The organism is Mycolicibacterium sp. XJ1819, assembly GCF_053483675.1.
The window spans coordinates 140,374-152,714 of record NZ_JBEFST010000016.1 but is presented as its reverse complement, the minus strand read 5'-3'; the positions used below and the strand labels follow the sequence as shown (position 1 = coordinate 152,714).

General features: G+C 69.2%; 12 protein-coding genes. 11 read left to right on the top strand and 1 reads right to left on the bottom strand.

Translation table 11 applies throughout. From position 1 onward, the window contains the following. The first annotated feature begins 217 nt into the window (after window positions 1-217). From ABQE89_RS18815 to xerD, 11 genes are all read left to right on the top strand, one after another. Window positions 218-1,072 carry a tetratricopeptide repeat protein gene (locus tag ABQE89_RS18815; protein WP_448419338.1) on the top strand — a complete coding sequence of 285 codons (855 nt, stop codon included), beginning with the start codon at window positions 218-220 and terminating at the stop codon, window positions 1,070-1,072. Between the two features lies 1 nt (window position 1,073). Continuing rightward, window positions 1,074-2,096 (top strand): HAD-IIA family hydrolase, encoded by a 1,023-nt coding sequence (locus tag ABQE89_RS18810; RefSeq protein ID WP_448419336.1) that lies wholly within the window; start codon window positions 1,074-1,076, stop codon window positions 2,094-2,096. Between the two features lie 8 nt (window positions 2,097-2,104). Next, complete coding sequence (locus ABQE89_RS18805) at window positions 2,105-2,281, top strand: hypothetical protein (RefSeq protein ID WP_448419334.1); 177 nt, start codon at window positions 2,105-2,107, stop codon at window positions 2,279-2,281. A gap of 6 nt (window positions 2,282-2,287) precedes the next feature. Beyond that, window positions 2,288-3,097 (top strand): TlyA family RNA methyltransferase, encoded by an 810-nt coding sequence (locus ABQE89_RS18800; protein WP_448419332.1) that lies wholly within the window; start codon window positions 2,288-2,290, stop codon window positions 3,095-3,097. Next, window positions 3,094-4,017, top strand: a complete 924-nt coding sequence (locus ABQE89_RS18795; RefSeq protein ID WP_448419330.1) for an NAD kinase — start codon at window positions 3,094-3,096, stop codon at window positions 4,015-4,017. Before ABQE89_RS18800 ends, ABQE89_RS18795 begins: the two co-directional genes overlap by 4 nt. Beyond that, the gene (gene recN, locus ABQE89_RS18790) at window positions 4,017-5,777 is read left to right on the top strand and encodes a DNA repair protein RecN (RefSeq protein WP_448419360.1); all 1,761 of its coding nucleotides are present in this window, start codon (window positions 4,017-4,019) and stop codon (window positions 5,775-5,777) included. Before ABQE89_RS18795 ends, recN begins: the two co-directional genes overlap by 1 nt. Window positions 5,778-5,904: 127 nt before the next feature. After that, a complete protein-coding gene (steA, locus tag ABQE89_RS18785; protein WP_448419328.1) occupies window positions 5,905-7,089 on the top strand; it encodes a putative cytokinetic ring protein SteA in 1,185 nt (394 codons plus the stop codon). A 9-nt stretch (window positions 7,090-7,098) separates the two neighbouring features. Continuing rightward, on the top strand, window positions 7,099-8,037 hold the full coding sequence (locus tag ABQE89_RS18780; protein ID WP_448419326.1) for a copper transporter: 939 nt from the start codon (window positions 7,099-7,101) through the stop codon (window positions 8,035-8,037). A gap of 152 nt (window positions 8,038-8,189) precedes the next feature. Continuing rightward, window positions 8,190-9,941, top strand: a complete 1,752-nt coding sequence (locus ABQE89_RS18775; RefSeq protein WP_448419324.1) for a CTP synthase — start codon at window positions 8,190-8,192, stop codon at window positions 9,939-9,941. After that, entirely contained in the window at window positions 9,934-10,551 is a 618-nt protein-coding gene (locus ABQE89_RS18770; RefSeq protein ID WP_448419322.1) for an NUDIX domain-containing protein, read from the top strand. Before ABQE89_RS18775 ends, ABQE89_RS18770 begins: the two co-directional genes overlap by 8 nt. After that, a complete protein-coding gene (gene xerD / locus ABQE89_RS18765) occupies window positions 10,551-11,522 on the top strand; it encodes a site-specific tyrosine recombinase XerD (RefSeq protein ID WP_448419320.1) in 972 nt (323 codons plus the stop codon). Before ABQE89_RS18770 ends, xerD begins: the two co-directional genes overlap by 1 nt. A gap of 19 nt (window positions 11,523-11,541) precedes the next feature. Here xerD and ABQE89_RS18760 read toward each other — a convergent pair whose 3' ends face one another. Next, the gene (locus ABQE89_RS18760; protein ID WP_448419318.1) at window positions 11,542-12,297 is read right to left on the bottom strand and encodes an O-methyltransferase; all 756 of its coding nucleotides are present in this window, start codon (window positions 12,295-12,297) and stop codon (window positions 11,542-11,544) included. Window positions 12,298-12,341: the final 44 nt, after the last annotated feature.

Genomic DNA, 12,341 nt, shown 5'->3' with positions numbered 1-12,341 from the left:
TCAAACAGTCGGCCCCGCACGACGTGAACACCCAGATGTTGGTCGGGAACATGTCCAGATCGGCGTTGGCCTGGCCGGCCAACCCGATCGACGGCGAGACGGTGACAGCAAATAATTGGCGTGGAACAGCAAATGGCGACTGTCGGCAGTATTGCGGTGCCGCGGGGAATTGAGGCGGCCCGTATCCTGACACGGGGCTTTGAGGTGAAAGGGTGCAGTGGTCGACAACGGATCAGGTGACGAGCGTCGCCCGCCCCGCGGCGCACGCGGGAACAGGCCGGTCGGCGGTCGCGGTGGCCCGCAACGGCGAGGGGGCGGTCCGCACGGGGCGCCGCGCTCATCGGGCCCGAACCGGGCCCGCACGTCGCAACCGCGACACGGCGACAGTGTCGCCCGCGAGGCCCCTCGCGAAGCGGGCCCGCCGATCCCCGACGACATCGAGGCCAAGCAACTGTCCCCGGACGTTCGCGGCGAACTCACCACGTTGGACCGCAGCACCGCCGACTTCGTGGCCCGCCATCTGGTGGCCGCCGGTCTGCTCATCGACGACGATCCCGAAACCGCGCTGGCCCACGCTCGTGCGGCGCGCGCCCGCTCCGGCCGGATCGCCGCTGTCCGCGAGGCCGTCGGAATCGCCGCTTACCACTGCGGCGACTGGGCCCAGGCGCTCGCCGAACTGCGCGCCGCCCGACGCATGGGCAGCAGGTCGCCGCTGCTACCCCTGATCGCCGACTGCGAACGAGGCGTGGGGCGTCCCGAACGCGCGATCGAACTGGCCCGCAGCCCCGAAGCCGCCGAACTCACCGGCGACGACGCCGACGAACTACGGATCGTGGTGGCCGGCGCCCGCTCCGACCTCGGCCAGCACGAACAGGCGTTGGCGCTGCTGTCCACCCCGCAGCTGGATCCGAAACGCCGCGGCCAGACCGCCGCGCGTCTGTTCTATGTCTATGCCGAGACTCTTCTTGCGCTGGGCCGCAAAGACGAAGCGCTGCAGTGGTTCATCAACGCCGCTGCCGCCGACATCGAGGGAGTCACTGATGCCGAAGAGCGGATCACGGAGCTGAGCTGACTTGAGCGCACTTGTGCAGGAACATGATTGCCTGCTGCTCGATCTGGATGGAACTGTCTTTCGCGGTCATGAGCCGACGACCGGTGCGGTCGAAACCCTTGCCACCGTTCGCGCGCGCACCCTGTTCGTCACCAACAACGCCTCACGTGGGCCGGCGGAGGTCGCCCAACACCTGCACGCCATGGGATTTTCCGCCAAGCCCGACGATGTGGTGACCAGCGCGCAAAGCGCCGCGAACCTCCTGGAGAGCCAATTGCGACCCGGTGCAGTGGTTCTGGTCGTCGGCACCGATGCGTTGGCGGCCGAGGTGCGGCGCGTCGGACTCAAACCCGTGCGGCAGTGGGCCGACGGCCCCGTCGCGGTCGTCCAGGGCCATTCGCCGCAGACGTGCTGGCCGGACCTCGCCGAGGCCGCGCTGGCCATCCGCGCCGGCGCGCTGTGGGTGGCCGCCAACGTCGACCTGACGCTGCCCTCGGAGCGGGGGCTGTTGCCCGGCAACGGCTCGATGGTGGCCGCGCTGCGGGCAGCCACTGACCGCCAGCCGCAGGTGGCCGGCAAACCGCAACCGACGCTGCTGCGCGATGCACTGGCCCGTGGTCACTTTCAGTCTCCGCTGGTGGTCGGCGACCGACTCGACACCGACATCGCGGGTGCCAATGCCACCGGACTGCCGAGTCTGCTGGTGCTGAGCGGGGTCAGCACCGCCGAAGACATGATCCGCGCATCGGTGTGGGAGCGGCCCAACTACGTCGCCGTCGACCTGCGCTCGCTCTACGCGCGCACCGATGCGCTTCGTATCGGCCCGCATCCGGCCTGGCGGGTCGACATCGGTCCGTCGGAGGTCGTCGTGCACTTCACCGGCCGTGAAGCCGCCGATCCGATGTCGGTGGTCCGTGCCGCCGCCAGCGCGGTCTGGAACGCCAGGCTTGACGGGCGGCCGTTCACGCTCAGCGCCGGGGACGACACCGCGCGACGGGCGATGGAGCAGTGGTCCCTGCTGAGTCCGCCCAATCGACTAGCGTGAACACCGACATGAGTACCGACCCGGATCAGATTCGCGCGCAGATCGCGGAGTTGCTCGCCGATCTGCCCGACCCCGCGCAGGACGGCGTCGAACTGGCCGCCACCGACATCGACGCCATCGCCGCCCGCCTCGAAGAGGCGCACGAACTGCTGGTCAGAGCGCTCGAGTCGGTTGAGAAAGGATGACCGCCCGTGACGCGGCGGGCGCGGGTTGACGCCGAACTGGTGCGACGTGGGCTGGCACGCTCCCGGCAGCAGGCCGCCGAATTGATCGGCGCGGGCCGGGTCTGCATCGACGGTATGCCCGCGGCCAAACCCGCCACCGCGGTCGCCGTCGACGCCGCGCTGACCATCCGAGACGACGGTGAGCGCCGCTGGGTCTCCCGCGGGGCGCACAAGCTGATCGGTGCGCTCGACGCGTTCGGGATCGACGTCGCCGACCGACGCTGCCTGGACGCCGGCGCCTCGACCGGGGGCTTCACCGAGGTGCTGCTCGACCGCGGGGCGGCCGAAGTCGTCGCGGTCGACGTCGGCTACGGCCAGTTGGCCTGGTCGCTACGCAACGATCCGCGGGTCAGTGTGCTGGAGCGGACCAACGTGCGCGAGTTGAGCGCGTCTGCCATCGGCGGACCGGTCGACCTGGTGGTGGCCGACCTGTCGTTCATCTCCTTGACGACGGTGCTGCCAGCGCTCACGTCGTGTGCGACGGTCGACGCCGATATCGTGCCCATGGTGAAACCGCAGTTCGAAGTCGGCAGGCAGCGCGTCGGCGCGGGCGGAGTCGTTTCCGACCCCCAGTTGCGCGCCGAGGCGGTGCTCACCGTCGCCCGCCGCGCCGCCGAACTGCATTGGCACACCGTCGCAGTCACCGCCAGTCCGCTGCCGGGCCCCTCGGGCAACGTCGAGTACTTCGTGCATCTGCGCGCCAGAACCGACCGCGCGCTCGACGGTGTCTCGCTGGAACACGCGGTCGCCGAGGCAGTCGACAAGGGGCCGCGATGACCAGTCAGCGCACGGTCTTGCTCGTGGTGCACACCGGTCGCGACGAGGCCACCGAGGTCGCGCGTCGAGTGCACAAGGTGTTGGGCGACAACGGAATCGGACTGCGAGTTGTTGCCGCCGAAGCCGTCGACCGCGGGCGGATGCGCGTCTCGCCGCACGATATGCGTTCGCTGGGTATCGATGTGGAGGTCGTCGCCGCCGACGAACAGGCCGCCGAAGGTTGCGAACTGGTGCTCGGACTCGGCGGCGACGGCACCTTCCTGCGCGCTGCCGAGCTGGCGCGCAATGCCGAGATCCCGGTGCTGGGTATCAATCTGGGCCGCATCGGTTTCCTGGCCGAGGCGGAGGCCGACTCCATCGACGTGGTGCTCGACCACGTCATCAAGCGTGACTACCGGGTCGAGGAGCGCATGACGCTCGACGTGGTGGTGCGTGCCGGAGGCAAGATCATCGGCCACGGGTGGGCGCTCAACGAGGCCAGCCTGGAAAAGGGACCACGCCTCGGCGTGCTCGGCGCCGTCCTCGAGGTCGATGGCCGGCCGGTCAGCTCGTTTGGCTGTGACGGCGTTCTGGTGGCTACCCCGACCGGATCCACAGCGTGGGCGTTCTCGGCAGGCGGCCCGATCGTATGGCCGGATCTGGAGGCGATTCTGGTCGTGCCCAACAACGCTCACGCGCTGTTTGCGCGGCCGATGGTGACCAGTCCGGAGGCCGCCATCGCGATCGAGGTGGAGGCCGACGGCCACGACGCGCTGGTGTTCTGCGACGGTCGCCGCGAGATGGTGGTGCCCGCCGGCGGCCGGTTGGAGGTGACGCGCTGCGGCACGTCGCTGAAGTGGGTGCGATTGGACAGCGCGCCGTTCACCGATCGGCTGGTGCGCAAGTTCCGGCTGCCGGTCACGGGGTGGCGCGGTCAGTAGTGCTCTCCGAGATCCGTATCGAGTCGCTCGGCGCCATCAGCGCCGCGACAGCTGAATTCGGCCGCGGATTCACCGTTCTCACCGGCGAGACCGGCACGGGCAAGACCATGGTGGTGACGGGGTTGCATTTGTTGGGCGGTGCCCGCGCCGACGCCACCCGGGTGCGTTCGGGCGCCGGCAAGGCCGTCGTCGAGGGCCGCTTCACCACGACCGAACTCGGCGATGACGTCACCGCGCGGGTCGACGAGATCTTGGAGTCCTCAGGCGCCGAACGCGACGACGACGGCAGCGTCATCGCGGCCCGATCGGTCAGCCGCGACGGCCCGTCGCGGGCCTACCTCGGCGGCCGGAGCGTACCGGCGAAGTCGTTGACGGGGTTCACCGCCGAATTGCTTGCCCTGCACGGGCAGAACGACCAGCTTCGACTGATGCGGCCCGACGAGCAGCGTGCCGCCCTGGACCGCTTCGCCGACGTCGATCAGAAACTCAAGCGCTACCGGAAGCTGCGCGACGAGTGGGTGGCCGCCCGGCGCGATGTGGCCGACCGCAAGCAGCGGGCGCGTGAACTCGCCCAGGAAGCCGACCGGCTCACGTTCGCGGTGGACGAGATCGACGCCGTGGCACCGCAGCCCGGCGAGGACCACGCGTTGGTCGACGAGATTCGGCGGCTCTCCGAACTCGACGCGCTGCGGGCGGCCGCTCAAGCGGCGCGGACGGCGCTGTCGAGCTCCGATGACAATCCGGCGGCCGACGCCGTCGCGGCCCTCGACGGGGTGGGACGGGCGAAGTCCGCGCTCGAGGCGACCGACGACACCGCCCTGCGGGCACTGGCCGGCCAACTCGACGGCGCCTTCGCGGTGATCGCCGACGTGGCAAGTGAACTGGGCAACTATCTGGCCGATTTACCCAGCGATGCCAGCACCCTGGAGACCAAACTGGCCCGACAGGCCGAGCTGCGCGCGTTGACCCGTAAGTACGCCGCCGACATCGACGGCGTCCTGCAGTGGGCCCGCCAATCCCGGGAACGGCTGGCCCAGCTCGACGTGTCCGAAGAGGCCCTCGCCGACTTGGAGCAACGCGTCGTGGGACTGCGAGACCAAGTGCTCGCGGCCGCAACCGAACTCACCAAGGTCCGGACCAAGGCCGCCAAGGGGCTGGCGAAGGCGGTGACGGCCGAACTCAGCGGTCTGGCGATGGCCGACGCCGAGTTCACGGTGTCGGTCTCGCCCCTATCCGCCCGGGCGGACGACACCGCGCCGCTGACCCTGCCCTCGGGTGAGACCGTGCACGCCGGTCACGCGGGGGTCGACGCCGTCGACTTCGGCTTCGCCGCGCATCGCGGCACCGACGTGCTGCCGCTGAACAAGAGCGCCTCGGGGGGTGAGCTGTCGCGGGTGATGCTCGCGCTCGAGGTCGTGCTGGCCGCGTCCACCGAGGGCACCACGATGGTCTTCGACGAGGTCGACGCCGGGGTGGGCGGCCGCGCGGCCGTGCAGATCGGGCGCCGACTGGCCCGGTTGGCCGGCACTCATCAGGTCATCGTGGTCACCCACCTGCCTCAGGTGGCCGCCTACGCCGATGTGCATCTGGTCGTCGACGGCGGCACCCGCGCCGACGCGAGCGGGGTGCGTCGCCTCGACGACGACGATCGCGTCGCCGAACTGGCCAGGATGCTCGCGGGCCTCGGCGACTCCGACAGCGGTCGCGCGCACGCCCGCGAGTTGCTCGAGTCCGCCCGGAAGGACCGCGCGCGACGCTGACTGCCTGGTCAGCACCCCAGCCGCAATTTTCAGGGGCCGTCAACCGCTGGTGCTGATGTGACAATTGGGACTGCTGTTACGGCGCGCCTCCGACGGATCACGGCGGGATCTCGACAGAATCGGGGCCATGAGGATGTCTACGTTGCTGTCCCGTTCCGCCAGTTCACGGCCCGGTGTCACCGGCACAGCCCGCGTGGACCGCGACATCGACCGGTTGTTGCGACGGGCGTGCGCGGGCGACATCGTCGTCATCGACGCCCTGGACCTGGACCGGATCACCGCCGACGCGCTGGTGGAAATCGGGGTCGCGGGAGTGATCAACGCATCGCCGTCGATCTCGGGCCGCTATCCCAACCTCGGGCCCGAGGTGCTGGTCGCCAACGGCATCACCCTGATCGACGACACCGGCGCCGAGGTGTTCAAGAAGGTCAAGGACGGTGCCCGGGTGCGGTTGCACGAGGGTGGCGTGTACTCCGGCGACCGGCGGCTGATCAGCGGCGCCGAGCGCACCGACCACGACATCCACGAACTCATGCACGAGGCCAAGAGCGGTCTGGTGGCTCATCTGGAGGCATTCGCGGGTAACACCATCGAGTTCATCCGCAGTGAGAGCCCGTTGCTCATCGACGGCATCGGGATTCCCGACATCGACGTCGACCTCAACCGCCGTCACGTCGTCATCGTCGCCGACGAACCGCACTCCGCCGCCGACCTCAAGGCGCTCAAACCCTTCATCAAGGAGTACCAGCCCGTGCTGGTCGGTGTCGGCACCGGCGCCGACATCCTGCGCAAGGCCGGCTACCGCCCCCAATTGATCATCGGTGACCCGGAAAAGATCAGCGCCGACGCGCTGCGGTGCGGCGCCCAGGTGGTGCTGCCCGCCGACGCCGACGGGCATGCCCCCGGCCTCGAGCGGATACAGGACCTCGGGGTCGGGGCGATGACCTTCCCCGCCGCCGGTTCGGCGGCCGACCTGTCGCTGCTGCTGTGCGACCACCACGGCGCGTCGTTGATCGTCACCTGCGGCCACACGGCCAGCATCGAGGAGTTCTTCGACCGGTCCCGCCAACAGAGCAACCCGTCGACCTTCCTGACCCGGCTGAAGGTCGGCGAGAAACTCGTCGACGCCAAGGCCGTCGCCACCCTCTACCGCAGCCGTGTCTCGGCCGGCGCCGTGGCGTTGCTGGTGCTCGCCATGCTGATCGCGGTGATCGTGGCGCTGTGGGTGTCCCGGGCCGACGCCGCCCTACTCGACTGGGTCGTCGACTACTGGAACCGGTTCTCCCTGTGGGTCCAGGGCTGGGTCACGTAAGGGGTCAGGGTGATTTCGTTACGCACACACGCGATCTCCCTCGCGGCGGTGTTCCTCGCGCTGGCCATCGGCGTCGCACTGGGCTCGGGCCTGTTGTCCAACACGGTGCTGTCCGGCCTGCGCAGCGACAAGACCGAACTGCAGGATCAGATCAACGACCTCACCGACCAACGAAACGCTTTGAACGAAAAGCTCAGTGCTGCAGGTGAATTTGACGCACAGATGGCTCCCCGGATGTTGCGCGACGCCCTCGCGGAGAAATCTGTGGTGCTGTTTCGCACACCCGATGCGCAAGACGACGACATCGACGCGTTGACGCGACTGGTGGGACAGGCCGGTGGGACGGTGACGGGCACCGTGGCCTTGACGCAGGAGTTCGTCGGCGCCAACTCCGCCGAGAAGCTGCTGTCGGTGGTGAACTCGCCGATCGTGCCCGCCGGAAAGCAGTTGAGCACCGCCGCGGTGGACCAGGGCTCCCAGGCCGGTGACCTGTTGGGGATCGCGCTGCTGATCAACAGGGACCCGAAGGTGCCGGCCGTCGACGACTCCCAGCGCGACACGGTGCTGACGGCGCTGCGCGACACCGGGTTCGTCACCTACTCCGGCCACGTCGGTGCGGCCAACACGGCACTGGTCGTCACCGGGGGAGCGCTGGGCGAAGACGCCGGCAACCGCGGCGCCACCGTGGCGCGGTTCGCGGCCGGGTTGGCGCCGCACGGGTCGGGCACGGTGCTCGTCGGGCGCGACGGTTCGGCATCGGGCACCGCGGCGGTCTCGGTGACCAGGTCGGACGCGGCGTTGAGCGCCGCGGTCAGCACGGTCGACGACATCGGCGCCGAATCCGGACGAATCACCACGATGTTGGCGCTGAGCGCCCTGATCAGCGGGGCCCAGCCGGGTCAATACGGCACCGGACCGTCGGCCACCGCGGTGACCGTCCCGCAGTAGCGGCCCGAGACCGTCGGCCCGGCAGACTCGCGCGGCGCGCCAACCACGCCTTGTCGGTGTCGGTGTTAAGGTGGGGTTCCGTGGGTCGGCAGGCCCCAACCTAGGAGCAAGCCTAGAAAGAGAAGCCCTGCCCGTCGTCACGGAGGTTGCTCTTGCCCGCGTTACGCAAGCACCCGCACACGGAAACCAAGCACCTCTTCGTCACGGGCGGCGTCGTTTCCTCACTCGGCAAGGGCCTCACGGCGTCCAGCCTCGGCCAGTTGCTCACCGCGCGTGGTCTGCAGGTCACCATGCAGAAACTCGACCCGTACCTCAACGTCGACCCCGGAACCATGAACCCGTTCCAGCACGGCGAGGTGTTCGTCACCGAGGACGGCGCCGAGACCGACCTCGACGTCGGTCACTACGAGCGCTTTCTCGATCGCAACCTGTCGGGGTCGGCGAATGTCACGACGGGTCAAGTGTATTCGACGGTGATCGCCAAGGAGCGTCGCGGCGAGTACCTCGGTGACACCGTCCAGGTCATCCCGCACATCACCGACGAGATCAAGCGGCGCGTGCTGGCGATGGCCGAACCCGACGCCGAGGGCCGCCGGCCCGACGTGGTGATCACCGAGATCGGCGGCACCGTCGGCGATATCGAGTCCTTGCCGTTTCTCGAGGCCGCCCGCCAGGTCCGCCACGAGGTCGGCAGGGAGAACTGCTTCTTCCTGCACTGCTCGCTGGTGCCGTACATGGCGCCCTCGGGTGAGCTCAAGACCAAACCGACGCAGCATTCCGTGGCCGCCCTGCGCAGCATCGGTATCACTCCCGATGCGTTGATCCTGCGCTGTGACCGCGACGTCCCCGAACCGCTGAAGAACAAGATCGCGTTGATGTGCGACGTCGACATCGACGGCGTCATCTCCACGCCGGACGCACCGTCGATCTACGATATCCCCAAGGTGCTGCACCGAGAGGAACTCGACGCCTACGTGGTGCGCCGGCTCAACCTGGCGTTCCGCGACGTGGACTGGACGCAGTGGAACGATCTGCTGCAGCGGGTGCACGAACCGCGCGAGACCGTGCGGATCGCGTTGGTGGGCAAGTACATCGATCTGTCCGACGCCTACCTGTCGGTCGCCGAAGCGCTGCGGGCCGGTGGGTTCAAGCACCGTGCCCGCGTCGAGATGCGGTGGGTGGCCTCCGACGACTGCGAGAACGACGCCGACGCGGCGGCCGCCCTCGCCGACGTGCACGCTGTCCTGATCCCCGGCGGCTTCGGCATCCGCGGCATCGAGGGCAAGATCGGCGCCATCCACTACGCCCGCAAGCGCAAACTGCCCGTGCTGGGGCTGTGCCTGGGCCTGCAGTGCATCGTCATCGAGGCGGCCAGATCGGTCGGGTTGACCGAGGCCAACTCCGCGGAATTCGATCCGAGCACCCCCGATCCGGTGATCTCCACCATGGCCGATCAGCGTGACGCGGTCGCCGGCGAGGCCGACCTGGGCGGCACCATGCGCCTGGGCGCGTACCCGGCCGTGCTGCAACCGGATTCGATTGTGGCCAAGGCATACGGCGCGACGGAGGTCTCCGAGCGTCACCGCCACCGCTACGAGGTCAACAACGCCTACCGCGACCGCATCGCCGAAAGCGGGTTGCGGTTCTGCGGCACGTCTCCCGACGGCCACCTCGTCGAGTTCGTCGAGTACGACGAGGACGTGCATCCGTTCATGGTCGGCACCCAGGCGCATCCGGAACTGAAGAGCCGGCCCACCAGGCCGCATCCGCTGTTCGTCGCGTTCGTCGAGGCGGCACTGCGGTACAAGGCCGCCGAGCGACTGCCCGTCGAGATCCCCGAGCAGCACGCCAACGGATCCGAACAAGTCGAGCAACTGCTTCAAGAGCCAGCGGCTCGTGGCTGAGCACAACTTCCACACCGTCGCATCCGAAACCCTCTACGTGGGAAAGATTTTCGCGCTGCGCGTCGATGATGTGCGCATGCCGCACGGCAACATCGCGAAACGAGAAGTCATCGAGCATTTCGGGGCGGTGGCCGTGCTGGCGATGGACGACGACCACAACGTCGCGCTGGTCTATCAATACCGGCATCCGGTCGGCAGGCGGTTGTGGGAGCTGCCGGCGGGCCTACTCGACTCCGCCGGCGAACCGCCGCACGTCACCGCCACCCGCGAACTCGAGGAGGAGGCCGGGCTCGCCGCCACCGACTGGCGAGTGCTCGTCGACCTCGTGTCGGCGCCGGGGTTCAGCGACGAGTGCGTCAGGGTATATCTGGCGACCGGGCTGCGCGACGTCGGCAGGCCCGACGCCCGCGACGAGGAGGCCGACATGACGCTGCGCTGGGTGCCGCTCGACGAGGCCGTGCGCATGGTGCTGTGCGGTGAGATCGTCAACTCGCTGGCCGCGGGCGGCATACTGGCCGCGCGCAACGTCACCGACGTCGATGCGCTGCGACCGGTGGACGCGCCGTGGCCCGACCGGCCGACCGCATTCGCGCGCCGGAAGGGGCACTGATGACCTCGGCGCTGCGCGCCCGCGGTTCCTCGACGTGGTCGGCCCTCGACGATCAGGTGCAGGGCTACCTCGACCACCTGACCATCGAACGCGGCGTCGCCGCCAACACCTTGAGTTCCTACCGGCGCGACCTGCGGCGCTACACCGAGCACCTCACCCAGCGCGGCATCGACGATCTGGTCAACGTGTCCGAGACCGACGTCAGCGAGTTCCTGGTCGCACTGCGCCGCGGCGACCCCGACGCCGGGAGCGCCCCGCTGTCGGCGGTGTCGGCGGCGCGCGCGCTGATCGCGGTGCGCGGCCTGCATCGCTTCGCCGCGGCCGAGGGGCTGACCGCGCTCGACGTGGCATCGGCGGTCAAACCCCCGACCCCGAGCCGACGGCTGCCCAAGAGCCTGACCGTCGACGAGGTGCTCCAGCTGCTCGACGCCGCGGGTGGCGACAGCGACGCCGACGGGCCGCTGACCCTGCGTAACCGGGCGCTGCTCGAGGTGCTGTATTCCACCGGTGCACGCATCTCCGAAGCGGTGGGCCTCGACGTCGACGACGTCGACACCCACGCCCGGTCGGTGCTGTTGCGCGGCAAGGGCGGCAAGCAGCGCCTGGTGCCGATCGGCAGGCCGGCCGTCGCCGCGTTGGACGTCTATCTGGTGCGCGGGCGACCCGACCTGGCCCGGCGCGGTAAGGGCACTCCGGCCATCTTCCTCAACGCCCGCGGTGGACGGTTGTCACGTCAGAGCGCGTGGCAGGTGCTGCAGGACTCGGCCGAACGCGCCGGCATCACGGCCGCGGTGTCGCCGCACGTGCTGCGCCATTCCTTCGCCACCCATCTGCTCGACGGCGGCGCCGATGTCCGGGTGGTCCAGGAATTGCTGGGCCACGCGTCGGTCACCACGACGCAGATCTACACCATGGTGACCGTCAACGCGTTGCGCGAGGTGTGGGCGGGCGCCCACCCGCGCGCGCGGTAGGCCGACACGGGGCGTCGAATCAGCCGCCCAGGTAGTCGGATTCGAGCACCAGATCGGACAGCATCGACTGGTACTCGACGTGCGTCTTGTGCTCGACGGTGTGCCACAGCTTGCCCTGCTGTTCGCGCATGTAGGACCGGTAGGCCGGGGCGCCGGGGATACGCACGTTGTCGGCGACGACGACCGAGCCGGTGTGCAACCAGCCGCGGTCGAGCACACTCTGCAGGTCCGGCAGGTAGGCGCGTTTGTCGTGGTCGATGAACATCAGGTCCAACCGGCCGGGAGCGAAGCCATGCTCGGTTGCCAACGCCGTCAGCGTCTTGCCGCCGTCACCGAGTGTGCCCACCACACAGGTGATGCGGTCGACGACGCCGGCGTGCGTCCAGATCCGCCGCGCCACCTCGGCGTTGGCCGCCGAGAACTCGACCGAGTACACCTTGGCCGACGGGGCGGCGCACGCCAACCGCAGCGCGCCGTACCCGCAGTAGGTGCCCAGTTCGAGCACCAGGCGCGGATCGGCGCGACGTACGGCCGCGTCGAGCAACGCACCCTTCTCGTCGCCGACGTTCATCAGGATCGACTTCTCGTAGGCGAACTTGTCGATGGTTGCCAGCACATCCTCGGCGTCACCGCGGCGGGCGTTCTGCTCGATGTAGGCCGCACAGGCCTGCTCGCGACCGTCGCCGATCTGGCCCGTCTTGAAGAAACCCGGCATGCCCATCGCGAAGCGCCACATCGACCAGCGCAGAAACGGCGCCCGTTGCTTGAGGCCCATCCCGATACCCTAAATCCTCGTCGCGCGCGGGTCTGCCATCCTCG

Bases quoted from the DNA above. Each gene is read 5' to 3' on its own strand.
- xerD (WP_448419320.1), top strand. From the start codon at position 10,551: ATGACCTCGGCGCTGCGCGCCCGCGGTTCCTCGACGTGGTCGGCCCTC.
- ABQE89_RS18760 (WP_448419318.1), bottom strand. From the start codon at position 12,297: ATGGGCCTCAAGCAACGGGCGCCGTTTCTGCGCTGGTCGATGTGGCGC.
- ABQE89_RS18795 (WP_448419330.1), top strand. From the start codon at position 3,094: ATGACCAGTCAGCGCACGGTCTTGCTCGTGGTGCACACCGGTCGCGAC.
- ABQE89_RS18805 (WP_448419334.1), top strand. From the start codon at position 2,105: ATGAGTACCGACCCGGATCAGATTCGCGCGCAGATCGCGGAGTTGCTC.
- steA (WP_448419328.1), top strand. From the start codon at position 5,905: ATGAGGATGTCTACGTTGCTGTCCCGTTCCGCCAGTTCACGGCCCGGT.